The organism is Variovorax sp. 22077 (assembly GCF_052044195.1).
In the GTDB taxonomy this organism is placed as follows: domain Bacteria; phylum Pseudomonadota; class Gammaproteobacteria; order Burkholderiales; family Burkholderiaceae_C; genus Variovorax; species Variovorax atrisoli.
Map to the genome: position 1 here is coordinate 372,993 of NZ_JBQEQC010000004.1, position 22,806 is coordinate 395,798.

Consider the following 22,806-nt stretch of genomic DNA (forward strand, 5'->3'; position numbering starts at 1 on the left):
CGCTTAAGTCAAACCCGCGACATTCCTTTCATCGTTTTGCGTCCATACGCCTTGAAAGGAACCGACGAATGAACTCACGTCTGACTTCTCCCCGTGCCCTGGCCATCGCCCTGGCAAGCGCCGGCGTGATCGGTGCCGTCGGCGCCGGCGCCTACACCAGCGCCCGCGCCGTGGGTGCGCCGACCACCAACGCCGTCGCGACAGCGCCGGCCGCCATGGTCACGCTGCCCGACTTCTCGACGATCACTTCGCGCGACGGCCCGGCCGTGGTCAACATCAGCGTGACCGGCACCATGAAGGCGTCCGACGACGAGGCCGCCGCCGAGATCCAGGGCGTCGATCCGGACGATCCGATGTTCCAGTTCTTCCGCCGCTTCCAGGGCCAGATGAATCCGCGCGGCCAGCAACAGCAGCGCGAGGTGCCGGTGCGTGCGCAGGGCTCGGGCTTCATCGTCGACCCCAGCGGCATCATCATCACCAACGCCCACGTCGTGAAGGACGCGAAGGAAGTCACCGTCAAGCTCACCGACCGCCGCGAATACCGCGCGAAGGTGCTGGGCGCCGACGCCAAGACCGACATCGCGGTGCTCAAGATCGACGCGAAGAACCTGCCGGTGCTCGCGCTGGGCAACACGAAGGACCTGAAGGTCGGCGAATGGGTGCTGGCCATCGGCTCGCCCTTCGGTTTCGAGAACACCGTGACGGCCGGCGTGGTGAGCGCCAAGGGCCGCTCGCTGCCCGACGACAGCTACGTGCCCTTCATCCAGACCGACGTGGCTGTGAACCCCGGCAATTCCGGCGGCCCGCTGCTCAACACGCGCGGCGAGGTGGTCGGCATCAACTCGCAGATCTACAGCCGCAGCGGCGGCTACCAGGGCGTGTCGTTCGCGATCCCGATCGACGTGGCGATCCAGGTGAAGGACCAGATCGTCGCCACCGGCAAGGCGCAGCACGCACGCCTCGGCATTGCGGTGCAGGAGGTGAACCAGGCCTTCGCCGATTCGTTCAAGCTCGACAAGCCCGAAGGCGCGCTGGTCTCGAACATCGAGAAGGGCGGCCCCGGCGACAAGGCCGGCCTGAAGGCGGGCGACGTGATCCGCAAGGTCGACGGCCAGCCCATCGTGTCCTCGGGCGACCTGCCGGCTGTGATCGGCCAACAGGCTCCGGGCAAGAAGGTCACGCTGGAAGTGTGGCGCCAGGGCGAACGCCAGGAGCTGCAGGCCAAGCTCGGCGATGCGAGCGACAAGCCCGCCAAGGTCGCGAAGGCCGATGCCGACGTGGGCCAGGGCAAGCTGGGCCTGGCGCTGCGGCCGCTGCAGCCGCAGGAAAAGCGAGAAGCCTCCGTCGACAACGGCCTGCTGATCGAGGACGCGGCCGGCCCCTCCGCCCAGGCCGGGGTGCAGGCGGGCGACGTGCTGCTGGCCATCAACGGTACGCCGGCGCAGAGCGTGGAGCAGGTGCGCGAAGTGGTGGCGAAGGCCAGCAACAAGTCGGTGGCGCTGCTGATCCAGCGCGGCGAAGACAAGATCTTCGTGCCCGTGAGGATTGGCTGACCCCCCGGGCTACGCGCACTTCGTGTCGCGCCGCCAACCCCTGCGGGAAACACCCGAGGCCCGGCGAGGCCGGTTCCTCGGTGTTCCACGAAGGAACCGAGACTTCAGAACCGCCGCTCGAATGACGTCACCTGCACAGAGCCTCTCGGCGCACATCCTGCCCACGTCGGCCACCATGATCGGCGTGTGCATGACGGTGATGTCCATCGGGCACCTCGGGCCGCGCGACGACATGCGGCTGCTGATCGACCGCCTGCTCGCAGTGGACGCGCTGGTCTTCCTGGCCAGCGCGTTGCTGTCCTTCATCTCGATGCGCTCACGCATTTCCGGCGCGAAGCTGGAGGCGTGGGGCGAGATGGTGTTCATCGCCGGCCTCGGGCTGCTGGCGCTGGGCGCGGTGACGCTGGCTTTCGCCCTGCGCTGACCGGGCAGCGCCTCAGGCCGGCGAGCAGGGCCAGTCGAGTTGCATGCGCGTGCCTCCAGCGGCCGGATCCACCGTCTCGATCTGCAGCCGCGCGCCGATGGACTGGGCGCGTGCCCGCATGTTGGCGATGCCGTGGCCCGTTCGCCCGCCGCTGGCCGGCGCCGAAGGCAGGCCGCGTCCGTTGTCGGTGAGCATGATGCGCACCAGCGAGGGCGTCTCTTCCCCGTGCCAGCTCGCATGCATCACGATGCGCGTGGCACCCGCGTGCTTGAGCACGTTGGTGAAGGCCTCCAGCAGGATGCGCTGCAGCTGCAGGGCCGCCTGCGCGGCGAAGGGCTCCAACTGCGGGATCACTTCCACGTCCCACACCAGCTCGATGCCGGCGGCATCGAGCCGCGGCTGCAGGCGGTAGCGCAGCGTGGCCAGTACGGTGGCCAGGTCGTCGTGTGTGGGCTGCAGCGAATCGACGGCCATGCGCATCTCGTCGAGCGCGAGCTTGACGTGTTCCTCGATCACCGAGCGGTCGGGCCGTGCCTGCGTCACCACGTTGAGCAGCCCGACCAGCTGCGAGCCCACGCCGTCGTGGATCTCCCGCATGATGCGCTGGCGCTCCAGCAGCACGGCCTGTTCCTGCTGCTGCTGGCGCATGGTGTCGAAGGCGCTGCGCAACTGGTCTTCGCGTTCGGCCACGCGGGCCGCGAGGTTGGCGTTGAGTGCGCGGTAGTCGGCCACGGTGCGGCTGTAGCGCTCGACAACCAGGCCGGCCAGGATCATCACGAAGAAGAACATCGCGTGCGCCGTGAGCGTGTAGTAGGCGCCGCCGAAGAGGCCCATGCGCACCAGCAGCAGGTCATGCGCGCCGGCCAGGATGGCCAGCGTGCCCGCGGCCATCAGCACGCCGGCAATGCGTCGCCGGTCCACCAGCGCGCCGTACACCACGTAGGGCAGGCAGATGATGCTGGTGAGCTGCAGGATGACCAGCCCGCCGGTCCACAGCAGCGGCTGCGCGAACGCGAAAGAAGCGCAGGCCAGCGTGACCGACAGCGCCAGCGCGGTATAGATGGAGCGCACCAGCCACGGCGGATTGCGCTCCAGCACCAGCAGCACGAAGCGCGCGATCAGCCCGATGTGGCAGGCGTAGCAGACCGCCACGATGGCGCCCCACAGCGGCCAGGGGATGGCCACGTCGGGCCACACGCGGTCGAGGTTGCGCGCCACGCCCGAGAGCGCGGCCAGCGCGAAGCAGCCGTAGAGTGCGTCGCGCTGGCGCAGCCAGAGCCCTCCGGCGATGCCGCCCATCAGCAGCAGGCTGACGGCATAGACGATGGCCGATGTGTTGCGCCAGTTCTGCCTGGCCCGGTAGACCGCCGCGAGGGACGTCTCCGGGCCGTAGTGGACGCTGGCCAGCCCCGCGCCGCGCTGGCGCTGGATGGTGGTGCGCACCACCAGCAACTGCGGCTGGCCTTGCTGGTGCAGCACGGTGGGCACCGGCACCAGCAGGTTGCTCTTGGATGCGTCGTAGTTCGGCGCGCCAAGGGTGCCGTAGCTGGCCACGAGCGCGTCGTTGAAGGAGATCGCCACCTGGTTGCCCGCACCCGAGAGCAGCAGGGCCGCGGACTGGCCCACCGGTACCGCGGAGGCGGGCAACTCGATGCGGTAGGTGGCCTTGCCGCCGCGCCCCGGAAACTCGTGGTCCCAGCGGAAGGGCAGCTGTACCCGGCGTTGCAGCGCGGGCTGGCCATCGGGTTCGAGTTCCGCTTCGGCCCAGATCACGTCGAAGGCATCAGGCGCTTCCGCCGCGTTGGCTGGGGTCCCTGCCGACGCCAGCACGAGCCACAGGCACAGGGCGGCGAGCAGCAGGCGGCACAGGCCGCCGCCGGTCACGCTAGGGAAGCCAGCCGAGGTTGCGGGCCTCGAAAACAGCTTCCGATTTGTTGTGCACATCCAGCTTGCCGTAGATATTGCGGATATGGGTTTGGACGGTCGAGGCCGAGACTCCCATCTGCATCCCGACTTCGACATAGGTGAAACCACGAGAGACCAGGTCGAGCACCTCGAACTCGCGCGGCGAAAGTCGTTCTGGCGCGACCGTCGGGGCACCGGCGGCCTTGGCCGCAGCCTGTTCCCTGGATGCACCGCCTGAGTGGGCCTGCCAGCGGCGCAGCAGCTTGCGCGCGATCACCGGCGACATCGGCGAGCCGCCGGCGCGCAGGTGGCGGATGTGGGTGGCGAGATCGGCCTCGGTGCCGTCCTTCAGCAGGTAGCCGCTGGCGCCGGCCTCGAAGGCCTGGACCATGTTGGCCTCGTCGCCGAAGATCGAAAGCACCATCACCGCGCAGGCCGGCTGCATGTTGCGGCACTGGCTGATCACCTGCAGCCCGGGCCGGTCGGGCAGGCCGAGGTCCACCAGCAGCACGTCGACCGGGTTGTCGATCAGCCAGCGCAGGATGTCGCTCGCATTGGAGGCGCTGTAGGCCAGGCTCAGGGAGGGGTCTGCATCGACCACGCGCGAGATGCGCTCGCGCATGCCGGTGTCGTCTTCGACGAGGGCGACCTGTGTTTCCGCGATCATGCGTGGACCGGGCCTGTGGAGGAGAAGCTGCATGCGCTCATGCATGGCGTGGTGACGAGGCGCATGGGAAGAAAAGGCCTGGGTTGCTGATGTCGCAGAGGGTAGGGGGCGGCTGGTTCGCTGCCCATCCTATATACGGGGGAGGCGGCCTACCGCTTTCGGTGGCCTATGGGATGGGCGGGATGCACGGGACGCCGCCTTGCCCAGCCGCCCCGCCACGAGCGAAAGGTGCGCGACCAGCTCCGGCGGCGACTCGACCTCGAAATCGTGCGGCATGCAGCCGAGCCAGACGGCCAGCGCGTCGAGCGAATTGGCCGCCGTGGCGATGCGCGTGGAACCATCGCCGACGGCCTGGGGCGTTCCGCCGACCCAGGCGAGATAGGGCTCCAGCGCCTTGATGGGCGCGTGGACCACGATCTGCGCATGGTGCAGGTAGGGCGACACCTTCAGCGCATGCTCCATGTAGGCAGCCACGTCGCCATGAGGCAGCCGGCGCGGGGTAAAGCGCTCGCCGGTCGGCACGGGCTCGACGATGCGGTCGAGCCGGAAGGTGCGCCAGTCCTCGCGCGCCACGTCCCAGGCCAGCAGATACCAGCGCGTGCCGGTCTGCACCACGCGATGAGGCTGCACGGTGCGCTCGGTCGGGGCGTCGTGGTGGTCGCGGTAGCCGAAGCGCAACTCCAGCCGCTCCGTGCAGGCCTCGGCAAGCAATGACACGGCCTTCAGGCGCACGGGCGACTTGTCCTGCATCACCGGCACCACCGATGCGCGGACGCTGTCGAGCCGGCGGCGCAGGCGCGGCGGCATCAGCTGTTCGAGCTTGGCCAGCGCGCGCATCGAGGCGTTCCCGATGTCTGCCGACGCGCCTGCGGGGTTGCCCAGGCCGAGGGCGACCGCGATGGCTTCCTCGTCTTCCAGCAGCAGCGGCGGCATCGCTGTGCCCGCACCCAGCCGATAGCCGCCGGCCACGCCCGAGGTCGAGTCGACCGTGTAGCCCAGGCTGCGCAGGCGGTCTACGTCGCGGCGCAGCGTGCGCTCGGTGATCTCGAGCCGGGCGGCAAGGTCGGCGCCCGTCCAGGAGCGTTGCGCCTGGAACAGGGAAAGAAGCCGGATCAGGCGTGCGGTGGCAGACAGCATGCGCACATCATGCCTGCAATCGAGGACAGGAACTGTCCGCAATGGGGCGTAGCCTCGGGTCTTCGCTCAACAGCCTCCGCAGCGAGGAAAACAGGAACACAGACCATGAAGAAAACGTACAACGGCAGCTGCCATTGCGGCAAGGTCCGCTTCCAGGCCCTGATCGATCTGGCCGAAGGCACGGGCAAGTGCAACTGCTCGATCTGCACCAAGACCCGCGCATGGGGCGCGATCGTGAAGCCGGACGCCTTCACGCTGCTGTCGGGGCAGGAGGAGCTGTCGCTGTACCAGTTCAACTCGCACAGCACCGAGTGGCTGTTCTGCCGGAACTGCGGCGTGCGCTCGTTCGGGCGCGGCAATGTGCCCCAGATCGGCGGCGCCTACGTGAGCGTGGCGGTGAACTGCCTGGACGACGTGACGCTGGACGAACTGTCGACGGCACCCGTCCGGTACATGGACGGGCGCAACAACAACTGGTTCGAGGCGCCGGCCGAGACGCGCTACCTCTGAGCGAGGTGGGCCGGCCGGCGGGGCATTGCCTCTTACTTGCGGCGGCGTGCCGGGGCCTTCTCCGACGGCACGTAGGTCTGCGACGGTGCCGCGCCGCCATCCACGCCCAGCCGGCCGCCGCCGCCTAGGCCCTGGCCGCGCACCGTCTGCGCCTTGTAGTTGCGCAGCGAGCGGACCATCTGGTTGAAGGCATCCATGAAGGCCGCGGCGATCACCTTGCCCTGCGGCGTGCGGGTGTAGCCGCCGATGCCGCCGGCAGCGGAGAGACCGCCCAAGCCTGCGAAGCCCGCGAAGTCGGTCTTCGACGCGCTGCCTTCGGAGGCCGCGACCTGCACGCCCGAGCGGTTGTCGATCAGCGTCAGCAGCGCGCTGGCTTCCTTGGTCTGCATGTTGCCGCCGATGGCTGCGAGCGCACGGCCACGGCCGCCGCCCACCAGCCCGCCGAGCGCGCCGCCGATGCCGCCGGCATCGCTGTTGCTGAACACGATCTCGGGCGACAGGCCATAGTCGGAGGCGACCATCTGGCCGCGGCCGAAATTGCTGCCGCCGCGCATTTCGCCCGACTGCTGCAGTGCGCGTTCGCGCGTCATGGCGTTCATGCCGGCGGCGCTGCGCTCGACCACCACGAAGCAGTTCGATTGCTGCACCAGCAGGCGCAGCAGGTTGGCCGTGGGAGGCAGCTTGTATTCGCCGGTGAGGATGGTGTACCAGCCCGCGTTCACGTTCTCGATCAGCGAGATCGTGCCCAGCGGCGAATCGCAGCGCTCGAGCTGGCTGCTTTCACCGGAGGTCGCGCTGCCGGCTGCGCTGCCGGTGGCCACGGTCTTGGCCGACTGGCTGCCCATTTGCATGTCCATGGTCTGGCAGCCCGAAAGGGCCAGCAGGCCGGCGAGTGCGCTTGCGAGAGAGAGTTTAGAAAAAGCCATGTCCCGATCTGTCAAGTGAAAAGAATGCGGCGCCCGGTGCGGACGTCACTTGTCAAGATCGAAGATGGATCTGCCTTGGCCTGTATGACCTCCCGATTCGACGCGCCGCCGGCGACCGCGCGACGATACGACCCGTGAATCCGGCACGCCAGTGCCGAAAGTCATGTGCATGCACGCGGTGCGGCCGAGTGGTTTCCACCGCGCGGGTGGTGCATCGGCCGGAGCCCGAAGTGGGGAGGTACGGGCTGCGGCAGCCCATGTCCTCGATCGCCCTGGGCCGCGGCGTCGGCCGGCGCACTGCACCGGGGGACGGGCGGGTAGGGCGCGGCGATTCTATTACTTTGGATACTTCCTGGAACACGCTGCAACCAGGCACGAGTCCGTACCCGCAGCCTGCGAGCGACCGGACAGCGAACGCGCTGTCTCGAAAGTTACAGTCGCTCCTTTACTCCCAGGAGTTTCAGATGGCGACCAAGAAGAACATCGTTGGAGAAGCGGCTCCGGAACTGACCCGCCAGCAGGTACAGCAGGCGCTGGCCATCGCGGGCGCTTCGAACTTCAACAGTCCCGCCGATCCTGCTTTCGTCGGCGCCGTCCTGGTCGCTTTGGCGATCAACACGAGCTCCGTGAGTGCGACCATCGACAGCGCCAAGGACCGCACCAGCGCAGTCATCAAGCACTGAGCGAAAGCCCCGCTTCAGCGCGTGAAGTCCCCGCTGGCTTCCGGCTGGAAGAGCACCGCCGACACGCGCGCGGAGCGCTCCACCCCGTTGGGCATGCGCCAGCAGGCGAGCGTGCCGGCCTTCACGCCCAGCAGGCCGATGCCGACCGGCGACAGCACCGAAACGAAGCCTGCACCGGGCTGCGAGTCGCCCGGATAGCACAGCGTGATCTGCTGGCGTTGGCCCGTGGCCGGGTCTTCGATCTCGACCTGCGAATTCATCGTCACAAGATCGGCCGGGACTTCGCGCGAGGGCAGCACGTCCGCCGCGTCAAGCAGTTCGGCGAGCGCTGGTGGAAGTTGTTGATCGGCGAGTTTGCCCAGCCGGACGAAGTCGAGTTCGGTGAGCGTGCGCTCTCCGTGAATGGTTGCAAGCATGAAGCACTCCAATCGAGTGCGGCGCCGTCAATGAGGAATGAAATGAACGGCGTCGCGGCCGCGCGGCGGGTGCCCGGCGGTCAATGGTTTGCGCATCAGAAGGAAGGGTAGCGGACCGCCGGGCTCAGGAAAGTGCGCAGGTGCGTCGGTAGACGGCCATGGTCGCCGTGGTCGCGACATCGCCGACGCGCGCTGCATCGAGTGCAGCGTGCTTGCGGGAGTCGAACGAAAGACGGGCCATTCGCGCGAGTGTAGGGATGCCTCCCGGGCCCATCAAGCAATGGCCCCGCGTTCGTTGCCGGTAAGCGCGCTGCGAGCCGCGCCTCACAATCCACGCATGCGGACCTTTCTTCTCTACGTCGCGACGGCGCTCGCGGAAATCGTCGGCTGCTATCTGCCTTATCTCTGGCTCAAGCAGGACCGCTCCGTATGGCTGCTGGTGCCCGCTGCGATCAGCCTCGCCCTGTTCGCATGGCTGCTCACGCTGCACGCGACGGCCGCCGGGCGTGTCTATGCCGCGTATGGCGGCGTATACATCGGCGTGGCGATCGCCTGGCTCTGGGCGGTGGATGGCGTGAGGCCGACGACGTGGGACGTGGCTGGCGTGGCGGTGTGCCTCGCGGGCATGGGGCTCATGGCTTTCCAGCCCCGCTAGCTGTGCTGTTTCAAGCCGCAATCGCGCGGCGGATCGGGATCAGCAGGTCGGTGCGCAGTTCGGACGGCGAAACCTGCCGCGGCGAATTCAGGTAGTGCTCCAGCGTGGGCCTGTCGTCGGGCTCGTAGCCGCTGGAGGGCAGCCAGCGGATGTAGAGGGCGCGCACGGCGGCGTTGATCTGCGAGTACGGCCCGGCCAGGCGATGCGCCGCGTAGCAGCCGCCGGGAATGTCGAGCATCTCCACGTCGACGGCGTCGGGCCAGGGATCGGGGGAATCCACCGCGGCGTAGTAGCTGTAGCCGACGCCGCTCTCGGGATCGCCGAAGGAAGCGCCCCAGCGGTCCGAAATGCGTGCGGAGCCTGCGTGCTGGCGCAGCCGCCGATGCGTATGGGGAATGGTGGAGAACGGCCCCTGGTGCCGCAGTGCATGAAGTCGTCTCGTGTGGTGCTCGACGATCCGCACGGCCGGCGCGGCGATGCCTTCATCCGGCTGCGGCAATGCGTCGACATCGAGGATCGCCCGCACCACCTTCTGCTGGAACGAACGCGGCGACTGTCCCGTGAACTGCCCGAAGGCCCGCGTGAAGGCCTGCGGGCTCTCGTAGCCCACTGCCAGCGCGACCTGGGTGATGCTCTGGTCGCCGGCTTCCAGCAGCCGTGTCGCGAGCGCGAGCCGCACGCGCCGCACGGTGGCGGCAACGGTTTCGCCGGCCACGCTTGCGTAGACGCGATGGAAGTGGAAGGGCGAGAAATGCGCGAGCCGTGCGAGATCTTCGAGCCGGTGCTCGGCCATTGGATCGGCCACGATGGCTGCGACGGCGCGCGCGACGCGGGCGCGGTAGTCCTGCTCGGTGCGGCGGCTGCTTTCCATGCGCGCGAGTGTGCGCCCTGCGCGTGAAGGGCGCTTAGCCGACTTTGCGCAGATCGCAGTGAAGCAGGCTGGCCCAAAGAAAAAGCCCGCTGTCCGGAAAGACAGCGGGCTCTTCAGAGGCCTTGCGGCTTGATGGTGGCTCCTCGACCTGGGCTCGAACCAGGGACCTACGGATTAACAGTCCGGCGCTCTACCGACTGAGCTATCGAGGAACAAGCCTTAAATTATATGCAATGGATTTGCCGATCTTGGCTCTTCGACTGCATTTTTTGCATCGATGCGACGATTGCCTGCGACAAACACCGCGCACCACTTCAAATGAAATGCCCCGCTACCTTGTGAGTAGCGGGGCATCCAGAGGCCTTGCGGCTTGATGGTGGCTCCTCGACCTGGGCTCGAACCAGGGACCTACGGATTAACAGTCCGGCGCTCTACCGACTGAGCTATCGAGGAACAAGCCTTAGATTATAGCGTCATTTTTCGCGACTTTTAGGCCGCGCGTTCAAAGCGCAACGCTCAGCCCCAGGCGCAGCGTGCGCGGCGCGCCTGGGAACAGGTAGACATGCCCGAACTGGTAGGGCGATTCCTTCCAGTAGCGGCGATCGAACAGGTTGTCGACCGACAGCGTCCAGCTCGCGTTCGCGCCGCGCAGCTTGGTGTCGTAGCGCAACACGGCATCGACGCGCGTCCACGAGGGCAGGGTGACCGAGCCGTCGGGCAGCACGTTGCGGCGGCCTTCGTACGAAAGCTGTCCGGCCACTTCGAGGCCCGGCACCGACGCGAAGCGATACGCGGTCTGCGCGCGCAGCACCTGCTTGGGCACGTTGGTGGGTGACTGCCCGTTGAGCGCCGGATCGGCAGTGCTGCCGCGCCGCTTGGCATCGATCAACGTCACGCTGCCGCCGACGCGCCACGGCCCCTGGTACCACTGCGCGCCAGCTTCGAGGCCGCGATGCACCGCCTTGCCGTCGTTGCGCACTTCGCACAGGCCGGTGCACAGGTCGATGTTGGTCAGAGGCCGCGAGATGTCGAACCAGGCGAGCTGCCAATTGAAGGCATCGTTGCCGCCCTTGAGGCCCAGCTCCCACTGCCGTGAGCGCAGTGCCGGCAAGGCCTGCCCCGCGTTGCTGTATTGCGAGATCCTGTTCGGCACCACCTGTGATTCGACACCGCGCCCCCAGCTCGCGTAGGCCAGGAGCCCCGGCTGGATGGCGTAGCTCGCCGCGATCCACGGCGTGGTCACGTCCTGCTTGTAGCCGGTCGGGTTCGATCCGTCGTTGCCGATGCTGCTGCGGTCGAGCCGCGTGTGGCGCGCGCCGAGCCAGGTGGTGAAGCGGTCGTTCCAGCGGATCGCGTCCTGCACCGAGAACTCGGTCGACCGTTCGTCGCGATTGGTCTGCGGCGTGGTGGCATCCGGCGCCGGCGGCACGATGGCCGTGCCCCAGATGTTGCCGGTGCCCGCGTAGTTGTAGGCCTGGTTGTCGAAGCGGTTGCGCACGCGGCTTTGCAGCAGGCCGAAGCCGAGTTCGTGCCGCACGCTGCCCGTCGTCACGTTGCCCTTGAGGTTGATGCTGCCGGCCGTCAGCGTGCGGCGCTCGTTGTCGCTGCGGAAATCGTAGAAGTCGAAGGTGCCGTCGGAGCAGTAGCGGTCGTAGTTGCCTTCGGCGCCGCAGCCGAAGGCGTAGGCGAGTCGGTCGTCGCTCTTCAGGCGCTGCTGGCCGATCTGCGCGCTCCAGCGCCAGTCGGCATTCAGCGCCTGGCTGAAGCGCACCGTACCCGTCAGCGCCTTGAACACCGAGGGCTGCGACCACGGCTGGTTGTTGAGGTTGATGCGCGGATCCACCGGCGCGGGCAGCACGCTGCCCAGCAGGCTGTAGCCGTTCTGGCTGGGCTGCGTCTTGCGGCTTTGCTCGATCTCGAACTCCAGCACCGAGTCGCGCGTGATGCGCCAGTCGGCCGCGAGCGAGAACAGGTTGCGGTTGCCGTCGAGGTTGTGCGTCAGCGGCTTGAGGTTCTCGCTCGCCACGTTGATGCGGTAGCCGAACTGCCGGTTCTCGCCGAAGCGCCCGCCGAGGTCGATGGCGCCGAGCAGGCTGCCACGGCTCGTGGTCTCGATGCGCACCGTGCGCAGGTCCTGGTCGGTGGGGCGCTTCACGACGTAGTTGACCAGTCCGCCCGGCGCGCTGGTGCCCGCCTGTATGCCGCTGGTGCCGCGCAGGATCTCGATGCGCTCCTTGTTGTCGAGCGGGATCGATGTCTCGGCGCTGATCGGCAGGCCCTCGCGCCGATAGTTGAAGCGGTTGTCGAGCACGAAGCCACGCACCGTGAGGTAGTCCCAGTAGCCCGCGGAGTTGTAGGCGTCGGTGACCGAGGCGTCGAACTGCGTGAGATCTGCGAGCCGGCGCGCGCCTCTGGCCTGCAGCTGCTGGCTGTCGATCACCGTGGCCGAGATCGGCAGTTCGCGCAGCGGCACGTCGCCGAAGCCGCTCACGTCGGCCTGAGGCGCCGCCGTGCCTTCGCTGACGGTGATCTCGGGCAGCGCCGATTGCTGCTGCGCATGCACTGAACATGCCGCCGCGAAGAACAGGGCCGCCAGCGCACGAGAAACGGGAGAAAGCCGATGCCGGCCGGAAGAATCGAAGGGAAGCTCGGTCTTTTTCATTCTGTTCATTCGCCTGCAGCGGCATCGATGGCCGCGATCCACTGCGCGGCCGTGGCTTCCGGGTCGTCGGCCGCGACAAGCGCGCGCACCACGGCGACGGAGCCCACGCCGGTGGCCAGCACCTCCGGCAGCCGCACCGCATCGATGCCGCCGATGCCGACCTGCGGATAGCCGCGCAGCAGTCGCGCATAGGCGTCCAGCCGCGCCACGCCCTGCGGAGCGGTCGCCATCTTCTTGAGCGTGGTCGGGTAAACCGCGCCCATCGCGATGTAGCTCGGACTCACCTTGTCGGCGCGCACCATCTCCGCATAGCCGTGCGTGCTGACGCCCAGCCGCAGGCCCGATGCGCGCAGCCGGCCGAGGTCTTCGTCCGAGAGCGCGTCGAGATCCTCCTGGCCCAGGTGGATGCCATAGGCGCCTGCTGCGATGGCCACCCGCCAGTGGTCGTTGATGAAGAGCAGGGCGCCCGTGCCTTGCACCGCCTCGACGGCCGCCTGCACCTCGCGTTCGACGGCGTCGCCGTCGTCCGACTTGAAGCGCAGCTGCACGGTGGGCACGCCCGCGCGCGCCATGCGGCCGACCCATCGGGCATCGGGCAGCACGGCATAGAGGCCGAGCCGCGCGGGGCAGGGCGGAAACGCGTCGTCGCGAGCGGTGGGCGGAAAGGGGCGCATGCCGAAGTCTTCCGGCGCATCGGGCCACAGCGCCGCGTCGAAGCTGCTCAGGCGCTGCGTCTGCGCGCGCCAGGCGTGGGCCAGGCATTCGGCGTCGATCTCGATGAAGCCGAGCGCGGAGCACGCGCGCTTGGCGCCGCGGTAGACAGGATCGTCGGAAGAGAAGTTGGGCGCGCTCACCGGCGCCGACGTGATCGCGCCGAAGCGCAACCCGTGCGCCGCGACGATGGCCTGCGCGATGGCGCCGGAGTCGAATGGGGTGCTCATGATTCGTGATGCCAGAAAGGCGTGCCGAGCACGGGCGTGCTGGGTTGCGCCGCCTCCTGAGCGGCCATGGCACCGGCGCGATGTGCGCTGCGGCCGGCCTGCACCGCGTCGGCGAAGGCGCCAGCCATCGCGACCGGGTCCTGCGCCAGCGCGACGGCGGTGTTCAGCAGCACGCCGTCGTATCCCCACTCCATCACCTGGCAGGCGTGCGAAGGCAGGCCCAGGCCCGCGTCCACCAGCATCGGCACCTTGAGGCGGTCGCGCAGCACCTGCAGCGCGTAGGGGTTGACCGGGCCGCGGCCGGTGCCGATGGGCGCGGCCCACGGCATCACCGCCTGGCAGCCGACGTCGACCAGCCGCTGGCACAGCACCAGGTCCTCGGTGCAGTAGGGCAGCACCTTGAAGCCTTCGCGGATCAGCTGCGAGGCCGCGTCGACCAGGTTCAGCGTGTCGGGCTGCAGCGTGTAGTCGTCGCCGATCAGCTCCAGTTTGATCCACGGCGTGTCGAACAGCTCGCGCGCCATCTGCGCGGTGGCGATCACCTCCTGCACGCTGTGGCAGCCGGCGGTGTTGGGCAGCACCGGCACCGCGAGCTTGCGCAGCAGCTCCCAGAAGCCGTTGCCCAGTTCGCTGTTGCCCGAGCCCTGGCTGGCGGTCTGCCGTCGCAGCGAGGCGGTCAGCATCGCGGGCTTCGCGCGCTTCACGGCAGCCTCGAGCAGATCGGGCGAGGGGTAGCGCGCGGTGCCCAGCAGCAGGCGGCTGTGGAAGGTCTCTCCGTAGAGCACCAGGGGATCGTTCGTGGTCGTCATTTGCGTTGTCTCCATCAAATCAGCCGCCCGTCACGGGGCGGATCACCTCGACGCGGTCTTCGGGTTTCAGCGCGCGTGTGGCGTAGGCCGAGCGGGGCACGAATTCGCGGTTCACGGCCACGGCGAAGGGCGGCGTGGCCTCCAGCGCGGCCAGCGCGTCGGCCAGCTTCGCTTCGTCGGGCAGCGTGAAGGGCTTGTCGTTGATCAGGATGTTCATCGTCATGTGTCCTGGGTCTGCATGCCGAAGCTCTTGGTCAGTGGCGAGTGGCCCTGCGTCAGCACTTCCAATGCGGCATCGAGCATCGCGGGCGCGATCATGAAGCCGTGGCGGTAAAGGCCGTTGATCTGCAGCACGCGCGGCTGCGGCAGGCGCAGGGCAGGGAGGTTGTCGGGCAGCGTCGGCCGGCATTGCGTCGCGATCTCTACGATGCGCGCCTCGGCGAAGCCGCTGTGCACCGCATACGCGGCGCTGAGCAGTTCGAGCGTGGAGCGCACGCTGGCGGGCGACATGTCGTCCGACTCGATCTCCGTTGCGCCGATCACGAACAGCTTGCCCGGCTTGGGCGCGATGTAGAGCGGGTAGCGCGGATGCACGAGGCGTGTGGGTCGCTGCAGGCTCACTTCGGGGGCATGCACGCGGATCACCTCGCCGCGCACGCCGCGCAGGGCATTCCACTGCGGACGGGCACCGAGGCCGCGGCAGTCGATCACCCAGTCGGGCTGGCCGGCGGCACCAGGTGTGAAGTCCGAGGGCGCACGCGGAGATTGCCAATGCAGCGTGACGCGAGGATCGCCCTCAAGCGTGGCGAGCAGCGAAGCGAGCAGCGCGCGGTTGTCGAGCTGCCCTTCGCCCGGAAGGAACAGGCCCTGCGCGAAGCGCTGGCCCAGCGAAGGCTCCAGCGTGGCGATCGCGCGGGCATCGACGGATTGCATCGGCGCCAACTCGGGTACCTGCGCGCCGGTGTTCGCGAGCACGCGGGCGAGACGTGTGGCCTCCGCGGCATCCTGCCGGTGCCAGAGCACCAGCGTGCCTTCGCGCTGGAAGAACACGGGCTGCACGAGCGGCGCGAGCAACTCCGGCCAGCGCGACAGCGCGTGCTGCCCCATGCGCACCACCGAGACCGGCGCGACCGCCGACTCCGCCAGCGGTGCGAGCATCGCGGCGGCCACGCGCGCGGCGGCGCCTTCGGCGTCGGCGCCGCCAGCCTCGAACACGTCGACCTTGCAGCCGGACCGCGCGAGCGTCACTGCCATCAGCCGGCCCATGAGGCCTGCACCGAGGATGGCGGCGGAGTTGAAAGGAAGGCTCATGCCGGGGCTCCTTCGCGTCGCGGATAATTTTCGGCATGACCCAAGGCACCAACCAAGAGCCCGCACAGCGCTACGCACGCGTGCTTTCCATCGCCGGTTCCGACAGCGGCGGCGGCGCCGGCATCCAGGCCGATCTCAAGACCTTCGCTGCGCTGGGCTGCTACGGCATGACGGCCATCACCGCGCTCACCGCGCAGAACACGCTGGGCGTCTCGGGCATCCACGGCGTGCCGCCCGACTTCCTCAAGGCGCAGATCCAGGCCGTGGTCGAAGACATCGGCGTCGACGCCGTCAAGCTCGGCATGCTGCATGCGCCAGAGGTGGTCGAAGTGGTCGCGTGGGCCATCGACCGCTACCAGCTGAAGAACGTGGTGCTCGACCCGGTGATGGTCGCCACCAGCGGTGACCGCCTGATCGCGGCGGAAACCGTGCAGGTGCTGGTGCGCGAGTTGTTCCGGCGCGCGATCGTCGTCACGCCCAATCTCGACGAGGCCGCCTTGCTGATCGGCCGTGCCATCGACGGCGTGGATGCGCTCGACGGCGCGGCGGACGAACTCCTGGCGCTCGGGGCGAATGCCGTGCTGCTCAAGGGCGGCCATCTGCCGGGCAACGAAGTGGTCGACGTGCTGCTGCAGGGCGGTGGCGAACGCCGGCGGCTGGCCTCCGGCCGCATCGAAAGCCGCAACCTGCACGGCACCGGATGCACGCTGTCGTCCGCCATCGCCGCGCACCTGGCACTGGGCGCCGCGCTGCCCGATGCGGTGGAGCGCGCGCGCGCCTACATCCTCGGCGCGATGGCCGCGGGTGCGGACGTGAAGATCGGCGCGGGCCATGGCCCCCTCAACCACGGCTTTGCGCCAGTGCCGACGCACCGGCTGCCGTTGAAGGCCGGCTGAGCCAGGCCAGCACGAAGGTCGCGGCCAGCGTCGGCAGCGCGGAGCCTAGCTGCGGCGCCCACTTGGCGAGCGCGTGATAGGCGGCGATGCCCGCGATCCAGATCAGCGCCGCGACCAGGTCGACCTTGCGCTGCGTACCTTGCGGCGAGACCGTCTCGCCGCTGCCGAGCCGGCCGATGATCACGCCGTACAGCGGCACGAACACCGAACTCAGCATCAGCAGGAAGGGCTCCAGGGTGTGCATCGGCAGCACCAGCGCCAGCGCGATGCACAGGGCGGCCAGCAGCAGGCCCCAGCGCTTCACGCTCCAGCGCGGCAGCAGGCTGTGCGTGGAGACCGAGCCCGAGTAGACGTCGCCGTACGCGTTGTCGAGCTCGTCGATCAGGATCAGCCCCAGCGCCACCAGCCCGCCCTGCGCCAGCAGCAGCGCGGTGACGAGGCCCGTGCCCGGTTCTGCCACGCTCACCACCATCACACCCAGCGCGTAGCACCAGATGTTCGCGACCGCATAGCCGATCCACGTGCCGCCGAACGCACCGCCCAGGCCGCCCGTGCTGCGCTTGCCGTGCCGCGCATAGTCGGCTACCAGCGGCAGCCATGACACCGGCATCGCGATCACCAGGTCGAGCGCGCCGAACATGCCCATTGTTCCGTCACCAGGGCGAGCCCAGAATGCATCCAGGCCCTTGGCCTGCAGCTGCGTCGCGAACTGCCAGCTGAGCCACAACAGCGACAGCACCACCAGCGGCAGCCCGAAGCGGCTCACGAAGCGCCGCACCAGCTTCACCATCGAGCCCGCGAGCAGCGCCAGCAGCACTGCGCCCCACAGCAGCGTCGTCAGCACGCCGCCCCAGAAGGAGCCGATCGAAGGGCCGACCACCGTCTGGCCGATGGCCTGCGTGCCCTCGCGCATCACGACGAGTTCGAAGGTGGTCCAGCCCACCAGCTGCACGATGTTCAGCAGCACCGGCAGCCGCGCGAAGGCGCTGCCGTAGGTCGCGTGCATCAGGCCGGCGCTTGCAAGGCCGCTCTGGCAGCCCAGCCGGGCGGTCCAGGCCAGCAGGCCCGCACCGATGCAGGAGCCGAGCACGATCGCGATCGCCGCGTCGCGCGTGCCCACGGCCGGCACGAGGTACGCGCCGATCTGCATCACCAGCAGCCCGACGCCGAGGCTGAACCACAGCGACGCATGGTCGTGCCAGCCGAACACGCGCTGCGAGACGGGCAGGGGAGTCAGCGCTTCGTTGGAGACGGCGGCGCCGCCGGCGCTGTCGTTGTTGTTGTCTTGTGCCATCCGTTTGCTCCAGTGCAAAAGGTTTGGCAGGTGGGCGAGGCCCCGGCGGCGCGGCTGTCACGCGAGAAGGCGTGAGAGGCCACCGGACCAGCTTCCCTGCGCGAGGATTACCTCAAGCCATGCAAATAAACATGGCAGAACAGGTTCAAAGGGTGTGTTCTCAGCCAGATCGGTCGCCCGATGTAGCACCCCTAGCGAAGTGGCGGATTGTAGCCGTCAAGGCGGGGCCGGAAGTAAGAAGGCCGCAGTGCGGCACAATGTGCTCGCAAAAGTTGTTGATATGACGTCCGAATCGGTCTCCCTTCCAGATCCCAAAAGTGACAGCGCGGTGGATCGGCGCATCAACGATCTGTTCGGGGAAATGTTGTCGGAATCGGATCGCGGGGTGATTCTCGTAGGTGCGAGTGCTGTGGATGACGCACTGAGATCGTTGCTCGTTTTAAAACTCGCAAGAGACGAGCATGTTGCTAAGGTTGCAGCCGACCCTTTGTTTGCGGGAATGGGACCGCTGGCAACGTTTTCGTCACGAATCAAGCTTGCCTATGCGATGGACTTGATACCTCGTTGGATGTTCGAGGATCTTGAGCGAATTCGAAAGGTTCGAAACAAAGCCGCCCACGAGATGTCAGCGAAAACATTCGAGTCAAACGAGGTCGTCCAAATGACGGGGGCGCTTACAGCTGTTTCACTTGCTCGTGATTCCAAACCTGTTCACTCATTGTCGGCTCTCGAAAAGGCCGCATCTGACCCCGGTACCGACCCTCGGCTACGAGCACTTCTCGAGCGGGCTAACTTCCAAGTCGCCGTCGGTTACATCGCTGGATACTTGGATCGGACTTCGCGCTGATCCTGTCCGCAGTAGGAAGTCGCAAACTGGAAGCCCTTGTCGACTGACCGGGTCACTACTTCCCTCGTGCGCAATCGACCTGCTGTTGAATATAGCCGTCAAGATGCAGTACGTTTTCGTCCAGAGCTTCGCGAAACGCTTCCGTCTGCTTCATGAAGTCGCAATACTTCTTGAGCGCCGCGTCCGCGCTCTTCTCGTTCTTCAATGAGCTGTGCCGCTTTTTCCAGCTGGCAACGGGATCGGTCTTGATCTGCCAACTGTAATTTTGTCCTAGCCATTCAACGTAGTCGCTCATATTGAGAGCCGTGCATCCGTTTGCATTCGCAAAGGCCTTGGCCTCGTCAGTCCATGCGAACGGCCACGCTTGACATTGCCGAACCACTGCGTCCCTACTCGGGCAGCTAAAGTCGTTTTTCGCGATGAAGTCGAGCCAGTCGTCGGACTGTTCAATCGTCGAGAGCATGTCGGCCTGCAGATCGTCGATGAGGTTCTCGCCAAGCGCCTCCGCGACTTCGGCAAGGCGGCCAGCTGCCCGCGCGAACGCATCGCTCTGGCTGAAGAGGTCGGGCTTGCCCAAGTACTTTACTGCGCGGTGCGATATTTTGTCGCCTGCATAGATCCCATAGAAAACCGGCCTGTAGGCGCTAAGCACAACACACGCCAATCGCACGTAGTACACCGCTAGCGAGTGCAAGATGCTCTCGTGACGACTACCCTTATGGTATGTCGAGTTTCTGAAGGAATGCAGGTACTGGATGCTGTCCGCCGTTGCCGAAGAGATCATCAATGTCTCGCGGGCGTAGCGCACCTTGGCATCAAACCCTTGTCCGGTTGCAGCCACTGCCGTCTTCCATTCTGGCTTCGGCTTTTTGTTTGCTTCGAACGCTCGGCCCATCGTGACCTTGTCCTTCGCGTGCTGATGAAGAACGAGTTCCACGACATTGTCGACAAGCATGAGCGCAAACCGATCGAAGTTCCTATCTCGAACCGCCAACTGATCGATGGCTAGATCAAGTTGATCAATCTGGTCAGCAAAGAACTGATTCATAGAACGTATCTAGCCAGACGCTTGGGGTCTTAGCACCCCTGTGGGGCCTTGGGCTTGTTCGGAAGGGGCGCCGCCCTCGACGGGCGAAGACCGCGCCCCAGTCCCTGTTTTACCTCGGGCCTCCTAAGTAAAGGAACAAAAAAGGCGCAATCAGGTTCAAAGGGACTTTCTCAGCAGGGACGGCAAGCCGCCCCAGCACCCCTAGCGAACTGTCATTCTAGGCGCTCATTGAAGTGCTCAGCGAGAAGTGGGCGGCCTACGGCAGAATCCAGCCACTGCCGGGCCAGTCGGCGCCACGGCACAATTCGCCCAAAGAAGGGCGTACATACCGCGCTGCGAGCGATTGACCGACGAAGTCCTTGCAAGACATGCGGCTAGTCTCCCTATGACTAAGTTACAGCGCCGACTGAGATCACGCCAATGCCTAGAGCAAAGCTCGAATCTGCTGGAAAGACCTATGGTGCTTGTGCACGCGCCGTTCAAGCTGGGAGCGCGACTCCTACCAATCCGACAGCACAAGAGTCGGAGCTACTGATTGGGTTTGGCATCGCCTCAGACTGGGTTCGCCGTGCTGCTGCGCTGGAACCTCTCCAGTACGACAAGCGGCTGATGAACAAGTCCCCTAAAAGCCCAGCGGTGGCTGAATTAGTTAGATTCACAATGGCTTGGTCGGGGCTGAATGCCCTTTTTGCTCGTCCCGAGGTGCTGAAGCTTTTGGGTGGAACAAGCGCAACCAGTGAACTGAAGCTTTTTCAATATCTTCTTGCAAACAGTGGACTCAGTGCTGCAACGATTGGTGGCTACGAAAACACCCTGCGCGCACTCCTTTCGGCTCCCGTGATCTCGGCTATTCCAGGCCATCCCCTGGGAACGGCATTTCCATCTCTTCAGGTGCTTCACGAGAAGTTCACACCTCGGCCATACCGGACAAAGGGTGTCGGAAAGACGATCCAAGATGCGATCCATTCGGGAAACTATTCCTTGTTGGACCTAGCAACAATCGTCTACGCGATGCGTAACTGGAGCGTGCATGGCGGTCTCATCGGCAGCAGCTTTCGGAGCGTGCCGCGTTTTAACGCATTCATTGGCACTGTCTTGTCAGCTATCGCAGACGTCCACGCGGGCGTTTCCGGAGCGCTGCTTGCGAAGATTTGATGCGCTCCACCCCCCGGTTGTAGCTAGCGCCCAACTGCGCTCCAGAAGGCAATCGTTGAGCGCGCTGGAGCGTGGCGGTGTGATCGCCAAGACTTGGCTGCGAGGCCCGAAGAAGTCGGCGGGGCAGTGGCCTCGCACCTGGCCCCGTCTTACCGCGGACCCACAAAATAAATGTGGGCGCAATCAGGTTCAAAGGGACTTTCTCAGCCATGTTGGCGTAGACCAACGCAGCACCCCTAGCGAGCGTGCGTTGTACCCTCGGGTGAACCCTTTGTATTAACAATGTGTCACACTCCGCGGCTGAGCACGTTTTCACGTTGTCTACATGGAACAGAGACCACCATGCCCTTTCCTGCGAAAGCTATCCGCATACTGATTGCCTCCCCGTCGGATGTAAGTAACGAGAGGGCGGCTGCCGTAGAAACGATTCAGCGTTGGAACGATTTGAATTCCGAGAGTCGTCAGATCGTCTTACTGCCCGTCCGCTGGGAAACCCATGCGGCACCGGAGTACGGTCAGCGGCCCCAAGAAATCATTAATCGGCAGCTGGGCGACAAATGTGACTTGGTGGTGGGCATTTTCTGGACGCGTATAGGCACGTCGACGGGTGTTGCCGAAAGTGGGACTTTGGAAGAAATAGAGCGGGCGGCTAAAGAAGACAAAATTGTCATGCTCTATTTTTCTACGGCGCCTCAATCGCCAGAATCGATTGACTTGGAGCAACTCGGAAAAATTCGTTCGTTTAGAGATGGAATTAAGGATAAGGCGTTGTTCGACAACTTCTCCGATCTTAATAATTTTCGCGAACTTTTTTTTCGTCAGCTCGACATCCAAGTGCGGAAGTTAGTCCAAGAAGAGCAAGATCCTGAAAGCAGTGTGGATAGAGTTCCGGCAGAGCGGATCATCGACTTCCAGTTCGCCGACCCTAAGACCCATCTTGGAGGCGTTGGACTGCGACGGGCCGTCGTACTCACCTATCTCAATGTGGTCGACTTCGAAAAAATTCCGGATTACACGGGCCCAAAGCAAGGCCATAACGCGCTGGCCGGACAGCTGAACACCAACTATTATCGACAAAAAATTACAGCAGCCGTGCTTAAAGGCGCCGTGGCAGCCGTTCCTTTTGTGCTTACCAATGTTGGAGAAATAGGTGCGCGCGATGTTTATATTGAACTTAGTCTTTTGGAGCGCTCGAAAGATTCCAGCGGTTTCACGGTTCTCGGCCAACACCAGCTTCCAACAAGTGAGCCCCAAAAAGTAGCCACCCTTTGGACGATGTCGGGTCCCTCTCCCAATGCGCCGACAGAGCTGTTGTCGGAAGGGGTGGTTTGGACGTGGTCGATGGAAATTCCGGCTCTCCAGCCGCAGAGACAAGTCATTCCAGCAAACAAAATATTGATAGGTTCGAAGAAAAGCGTTGAAATTGAAATTAGCGCGACGATCTACGCAGACATTCTTGCAAAGCCGATTTCCAAACAATTGGTTTTAGACGTTGAGGTAGTGACCGCAGACGTGAATTACGAAGAAATATTGGTAAGTCTAGGTGAGGACCTGCCACGGCTTGCGGCTGCTGACTGAACCACAATGTGTGCTCAACATTGCTTAGTCGTGGCTCTCGGTTTTAATTAGAGAAGTGCTCAGCACCCGTAAAAAGCCTTTGCCTTGCAGGATATTGCGATAACAGTTAACCGCAACGGCCTCCGCTTCCCGGGCAACTACGTCGCCCACAGCGATTACCTGGCCATCGTCGTTCACGATTGCCAGCTTGGCCGGCTTGCCGTCGACCGTGACGGTGAGCCCCTCGTGCGAGACGGCACTTATGATCACCCCCTTTATTGCGCCCGTAGGCTGCGTGCCGATCATCATGGTGCCTCCTGCAGCATGTCTGCCTGTTGCGCCGCCGGCGTGACGACCCGGCCGCCGGTCGACCGAATCTCGCCGGCGGCCTTCTTGACCGCCCGGCTGACCTCGCTGTAGCTGAGCCGTTTCAGCTGGAACTCGTGGAGGTCGACGGCCGCATTGATGTGGTCGAGCTCCTGGTTGTTGATTTCCATGCAATCCTGACCCGCGATTTCCATCGAGTATTGACCCACCCT

At 65.5% G+C, this 22,806-nt stretch carries 23 protein-coding genes, 2 tRNA genes and 1 pseudogene; 9 read left to right on the top strand and 17 right to left on the bottom strand.

The window, feature by feature from the left end; genetic code table 11:
• Positions 1-68: 68 nt before the first annotated feature.
• Both ACTJLF_RS08275 and ACTJLF_RS08280 read left to right on the top strand, forming a co-directional pair.
• On the top strand, positions 69-1,553 hold the full coding sequence (locus ACTJLF_RS08275) for a DegQ family serine endoprotease (RefSeq protein WP_019652966.1): 1,485 nt from the start codon (positions 69-71) through the stop codon (positions 1,551-1,553).
• 121 nt (positions 1,554-1,674) lie between these two features.
• Positions 1,675-1,977, top strand: a complete 303-nt coding sequence (locus ACTJLF_RS08280) for a hypothetical protein (RefSeq protein WP_019652965.1) — start codon at positions 1,675-1,677, stop codon at positions 1,975-1,977.
• Between the two features lie 12 nt (positions 1,978-1,989).
• Here the strand turns inward: ACTJLF_RS08280 and ACTJLF_RS08285 are convergent, their stop codons facing one another.
• The 3 genes from ACTJLF_RS08285 to ACTJLF_RS08295 all read right to left on the bottom strand — a co-directional run bounded on the left by ACTJLF_RS08285 (position 1,990) and on the right by ACTJLF_RS08295 (position 5,686).
• Positions 1,990-3,861 carry a sensor histidine kinase gene (locus ACTJLF_RS08285; RefSeq protein WP_440882821.1) on the bottom strand — a complete coding sequence of 624 codons (1,872 nt, stop codon included), beginning with the start codon at positions 3,859-3,861 and terminating at the stop codon, positions 1,990-1,992.
• A gap of 1 nt (position 3,862) precedes the next feature.
• Positions 3,863-4,549: a response regulator transcription factor gene (locus tag ACTJLF_RS08290; RefSeq protein WP_019652963.1), complete on the bottom strand. Its 687-nt coding sequence runs from the start codon at positions 4,547-4,549 to the stop codon at positions 3,863-3,865.
• A 129-nt stretch (positions 4,550-4,678) separates the two neighbouring features.
• Positions 4,679-5,686: a helix-turn-helix transcriptional regulator gene (locus tag ACTJLF_RS08295; protein WP_440882822.1), complete on the bottom strand. Its 1,008-nt coding sequence runs from the start codon at positions 5,684-5,686 to the stop codon at positions 4,679-4,681.
• A gap of 105 nt (positions 5,687-5,791) precedes the next feature.
• Between ACTJLF_RS08295 and ACTJLF_RS08300 the strand changes: the two genes are divergently transcribed.
• A complete protein-coding gene (locus ACTJLF_RS08300; RefSeq protein WP_184603053.1) occupies positions 5,792-6,196 on the top strand; it encodes a GFA family protein in 405 nt (134 codons plus the stop codon).
• Between the two features lie 32 nt (positions 6,197-6,228).
• On the opposite strand, the gene ACTJLF_RS08305 is transcribed toward ACTJLF_RS08300, so the two are convergent.
• Positions 6,229-7,122, bottom strand: coding sequence for a CsgG/HfaB family protein (locus tag ACTJLF_RS08305; protein WP_440882823.1), 894 nt, complete (start codon positions 7,120-7,122; stop codon positions 6,229-6,231).
• Between the two features lie 464 nt (positions 7,123-7,586).
• On the opposite strand from ACTJLF_RS08305, the gene ACTJLF_RS08310 reads away from it, so the two are divergent.
• The gene (locus tag ACTJLF_RS08310) at positions 7,587-7,805 is read left to right on the top strand and encodes a hypothetical protein (RefSeq protein WP_440882824.1); all 219 of its coding nucleotides are present in this window, start codon (positions 7,587-7,589) and stop codon (positions 7,803-7,805) included.
• 14 nt (positions 7,806-7,819) lie between these two features.
• Here the strand turns inward: ACTJLF_RS08310 and ACTJLF_RS08315 are convergent, their stop codons facing one another.
• Positions 7,820-8,221, bottom strand: a complete 402-nt coding sequence (locus ACTJLF_RS08315) for a GreA/GreB family elongation factor (RefSeq protein WP_132750844.1) — start codon at positions 8,219-8,221, stop codon at positions 7,820-7,822.
• 337 nt (positions 8,222-8,558) lie between these two features.
• Between ACTJLF_RS08315 and ACTJLF_RS08320 the strand changes: the two genes are divergently transcribed.
• Positions 8,559-8,876: a YnfA family protein gene (locus ACTJLF_RS08320; protein WP_440882825.1), complete on the top strand. Its 318-nt coding sequence runs from the start codon at positions 8,559-8,561 to the stop codon at positions 8,874-8,876.
• A gap of 10 nt (positions 8,877-8,886) precedes the next feature.
• On the opposite strand, the gene ACTJLF_RS08325 is transcribed toward ACTJLF_RS08320, so the two are convergent.
• From ACTJLF_RS08325 to ACTJLF_RS08360, 8 genes are all read right to left on the bottom strand, one after another.
• Positions 8,887-9,747 (bottom strand): AraC family transcriptional regulator, encoded by an 861-nt coding sequence (locus tag ACTJLF_RS08325; protein ID WP_440882826.1) that lies wholly within the window; start codon positions 9,745-9,747, stop codon positions 8,887-8,889.
• 136 nt (positions 9,748-9,883) lie between these two features.
• A tRNA-Asn gene (locus ACTJLF_RS08330) sits at positions 9,884-9,959 on the bottom strand.
• A gap of 165 nt (positions 9,960-10,124) precedes the next feature.
• Positions 10,125-10,200 (bottom strand) — tRNA-Asn (locus ACTJLF_RS08335).
• Between the two features lie 49 nt (positions 10,201-10,249).
• Complete coding sequence (locus ACTJLF_RS08340; RefSeq protein ID WP_440882827.1) at positions 10,250-12,409, bottom strand: TonB-dependent siderophore receptor; 2,160 nt, start codon at positions 12,407-12,409, stop codon at positions 10,250-10,252.
• 5 nt (positions 12,410-12,414) lie between these two features.
• The gene (locus ACTJLF_RS08345; protein ID WP_440882828.1) at positions 12,415-13,350 is read right to left on the bottom strand and encodes a thiamine phosphate synthase; all 936 of its coding nucleotides are present in this window, start codon (positions 13,348-13,350) and stop codon (positions 12,415-12,417) included.
• Positions 13,347-14,159, bottom strand: a complete 813-nt coding sequence (locus ACTJLF_RS08350) for a thiazole synthase (RefSeq protein WP_019652953.1) — start codon at positions 14,157-14,159, stop codon at positions 13,347-13,349. Before ACTJLF_RS08350 ends, ACTJLF_RS08345 begins: the two co-directional genes overlap by 4 nt.
• 19 nt (positions 14,160-14,178) lie before the next feature.
• Positions 14,179-14,382 (bottom strand): sulfur carrier protein ThiS, encoded by a 204-nt coding sequence (gene thiS, locus ACTJLF_RS08355; protein ID WP_440882829.1) that lies wholly within the window; start codon positions 14,380-14,382, stop codon positions 14,179-14,181.
• A complete protein-coding gene (locus tag ACTJLF_RS08360; protein ID WP_440882830.1) occupies positions 14,379-15,470 on the bottom strand; it encodes an FAD-dependent oxidoreductase in 1,092 nt (363 codons plus the stop codon). Before ACTJLF_RS08360 ends, thiS begins: the two co-directional genes overlap by 4 nt.
• A gap of 35 nt (positions 15,471-15,505) precedes the next feature.
• On the opposite strand from ACTJLF_RS08360, the gene thiD reads away from it, so the two are divergent.
• Complete coding sequence (gene thiD, locus ACTJLF_RS08365; RefSeq protein WP_440882831.1) at positions 15,506-16,366, top strand: bifunctional hydroxymethylpyrimidine kinase/phosphomethylpyrimidine kinase; 861 nt, start codon at positions 15,506-15,508, stop codon at positions 16,364-16,366.
• On the opposite strand, the gene ACTJLF_RS08370 is transcribed toward thiD, so the two are convergent.
• Entirely contained in the window at positions 16,311-17,660 is a 1,350-nt protein-coding gene (locus ACTJLF_RS08370; RefSeq protein WP_440882832.1) for a purine-cytosine permease family protein, read from the bottom strand. The two genes, thiD and ACTJLF_RS08370, sit on opposite strands and share 56 nt — an antisense overlap.
• Positions 17,661-17,940: 280 nt before the next feature.
• Between ACTJLF_RS08370 and ACTJLF_RS08375 the strand changes: the two genes are divergently transcribed.
• A complete protein-coding gene (locus ACTJLF_RS08375) occupies positions 17,941-18,507 on the top strand; it encodes an MltR family transcriptional regulator (RefSeq protein ID WP_440882833.1) in 567 nt (188 codons plus the stop codon).
• 55 nt (positions 18,508-18,562) lie between these two features.
• Here the strand turns inward: ACTJLF_RS08375 and ACTJLF_RS08380 are convergent, their stop codons facing one another.
• Positions 18,563-19,555 carry a hypothetical protein gene (locus ACTJLF_RS08380; protein ID WP_440882834.1) on the bottom strand — a complete coding sequence of 331 codons (993 nt, stop codon included), beginning with the start codon at positions 19,553-19,555 and terminating at the stop codon, positions 18,563-18,565.
• Positions 19,556-19,975: 420 nt separating this feature from the next.
• Here ACTJLF_RS08380 and ACTJLF_RS08385 point away from each other — a divergent pair, with 420 nt between their 5' ends.
• Positions 19,976-20,710 carry a hypothetical protein gene (locus ACTJLF_RS08385; protein ID WP_440882835.1) on the top strand — a complete coding sequence of 245 codons (735 nt, stop codon included), beginning with the start codon at positions 19,976-19,978 and terminating at the stop codon, positions 20,708-20,710.
• A 342-nt stretch (positions 20,711-21,052) separates the two neighbouring features.
• A complete protein-coding gene (locus ACTJLF_RS08390; RefSeq protein WP_440882836.1) occupies positions 21,053-22,288 on the top strand; it encodes a DUF4062 domain-containing protein in 1,236 nt (411 codons plus the stop codon).
• 24 nt (positions 22,289-22,312) lie between these two features.
• Here ACTJLF_RS08390 and ACTJLF_RS08395 read toward each other — a convergent pair whose 3' ends face one another.
• Together ACTJLF_RS08395 and ACTJLF_RS08400 are read right to left on the bottom strand one after the other, a co-directional pair.
• Positions 22,313-22,576, bottom strand: coding sequence for a hypothetical protein (locus ACTJLF_RS08395; protein ID WP_440882837.1), 264 nt, complete (start codon positions 22,574-22,576; stop codon positions 22,313-22,315).
• Positions 22,573-22,806: pseudogene (locus ACTJLF_RS08400) on the bottom strand (hypothetical protein); the annotation flags it as partial. The pseudogene ACTJLF_RS08400 and the gene ACTJLF_RS08395, both read right to left, overlap by 4 nt.

Bases quoted from the DNA above. Each gene is read 5' to 3' on its own strand.
- ACTJLF_RS08275 (WP_019652966.1), top strand. From the start codon at position 69: ATGAACTCACGTCTGACTTCTCCCCGTGCCCTGGCCATCGCCCTGGCA.
- ACTJLF_RS08280 (WP_019652965.1), top strand. From the start codon at position 1,675: ATGACGTCACCTGCACAGAGCCTCTCGGCGCACATCCTGCCCACGTCG.
- ACTJLF_RS08290 (WP_019652963.1), bottom strand. From the start codon at position 4,549: ATGATCGCGGAAACACAGGTCGCCCTCGTCGAAGACGACACCGGCATG.
- ACTJLF_RS08295 (WP_440882822.1), bottom strand. From the start codon at position 5,686: ATGCTGTCTGCCACCGCACGCCTGATCCGGCTTCTTTCCCTGTTCCAG.
- ACTJLF_RS08300 (WP_184603053.1), top strand. From the start codon at position 5,792: ATGAAGAAAACGTACAACGGCAGCTGCCATTGCGGCAAGGTCCGCTTC.
- ACTJLF_RS08305 (WP_440882823.1), bottom strand. From the start codon at position 7,122: ATGGCTTTTTCTAAACTCTCTCTCGCAAGCGCACTCGCCGGCCTGCTG.
- ACTJLF_RS08310 (WP_440882824.1), top strand. From the start codon at position 7,587: ATGGCGACCAAGAAGAACATCGTTGGAGAAGCGGCTCCGGAACTGACC.
- ACTJLF_RS08315 (WP_132750844.1), bottom strand. From the start codon at position 8,221: ATGCTTGCAACCATTCACGGAGAGCGCACGCTCACCGAACTCGACTTC.
- ACTJLF_RS08320 (WP_440882825.1), top strand. From the start codon at position 8,559: ATGCGGACCTTTCTTCTCTACGTCGCGACGGCGCTCGCGGAAATCGTC.
- ACTJLF_RS08325 (WP_440882826.1), bottom strand. From the start codon at position 9,747: ATGGAAAGCAGCCGCCGCACCGAGCAGGACTACCGCGCCCGCGTCGCG.
- ACTJLF_RS08340 (WP_440882827.1), bottom strand. From the start codon at position 12,409: ATGAAAAAGACCGAGCTTCCCTTCGATTCTTCCGGCCGGCATCGGCTT.
- ACTJLF_RS08345 (WP_440882828.1), bottom strand. From the start codon at position 13,350: ATGAGCACCCCATTCGACTCCGGCGCCATCGCGCAGGCCATCGTCGCG.
- ACTJLF_RS08350 (WP_019652953.1), bottom strand. From the start codon at position 14,159: ATGACGACCACGAACGATCCCCTGGTGCTCTACGGAGAGACCTTCCAC.
- thiS (WP_440882829.1), bottom strand. From the start codon at position 14,382: ATGACGATGAACATCCTGATCAACGACAAGCCCTTCACGCTGCCCGAC.
- ACTJLF_RS08360 (WP_440882830.1), bottom strand. From the start codon at position 15,470: ATGAGCCTTCCTTTCAACTCCGCCGCCATCCTCGGTGCAGGCCTCATG.
- thiD (WP_440882831.1), top strand. From the start codon at position 15,506: ATGACCCAAGGCACCAACCAAGAGCCCGCACAGCGCTACGCACGCGTG.
- ACTJLF_RS08370 (WP_440882832.1), bottom strand. From the start codon at position 17,660: ATGGCACAAGACAACAACAACGACAGCGCCGGCGGCGCCGCCGTCTCC.
- ACTJLF_RS08375 (WP_440882833.1), top strand. From the start codon at position 17,941: ATGACGTCCGAATCGGTCTCCCTTCCAGATCCCAAAAGTGACAGCGCG.
- ACTJLF_RS08380 (WP_440882834.1), bottom strand. From the start codon at position 19,555: ATGAATCAGTTCTTTGCTGACCAGATTGATCAACTTGATCTAGCCATC.
- ACTJLF_RS08385 (WP_440882835.1), top strand. From the start codon at position 19,976: ATGCCTAGAGCAAAGCTCGAATCTGCTGGAAAGACCTATGGTGCTTGT.
- ACTJLF_RS08390 (WP_440882836.1), top strand. From the start codon at position 21,053: ATGCCCTTTCCTGCGAAAGCTATCCGCATACTGATTGCCTCCCCGTCG.
- ACTJLF_RS08395 (WP_440882837.1), bottom strand. From the start codon at position 22,576: ATGATGATCGGCACGCAGCCTACGGGCGCAATAAAGGGGGTGATCATA.